Annotated in this window: 1 protein-coding gene; it reads left to right on the forward strand. The window is 46.4% G+C overall.

The window, feature by feature from the left end:
• Window positions 1–178, forward strand: a 178-nt coding sequence (locus AB4585_RS29215) for a TraR/DksA C4-type zinc finger protein (RefSeq protein WP_372172310.1), incomplete at its 5' end; no start/stop codon positions are given.
• Between the last annotated feature and the right edge of the window lie 152 nt (window positions 179–330).

Raw genomic sequence — 330 nt, forward strand, 5'->3', positions numbered from 1 at the left:
TCGCTTGATCAAAAAGATCGAGAAAACTCTAAACAAGATCGAAGAAGACGAATTCGGCTTCTGTGACTCTTGTGGTGTTGAAATTGGCATTCGCCGTCTAGAAGCTCGCCCAACAGCAGACCTTTGCATTGATTGCAAAACGCTAGCTGAGCTTAAAGAAAAGCAGATGCAAGGCTAACGCCAACAAAGCAATAGTTTAAACTAAAGGGAGCCTAGGCTCCCTTTTTCAGTCATAAGTGTTTGTATGGATTACGTTGGACGTTTCGCCCCCTCCCCTTCTGGCCCTTTGCATTTCGGCTCACTAGTCGCCGCACTGGGTAGCTATTTCCA

This window comes from Vibrio sp. 10N.222.49.C9 (genome assembly GCF_041474985.1).
GTDB classification, from domain to species: domain Bacteria; phylum Pseudomonadota; class Gammaproteobacteria; order Enterobacterales; family Vibrionaceae; genus Vibrio; species Vibrio crassostreae_C.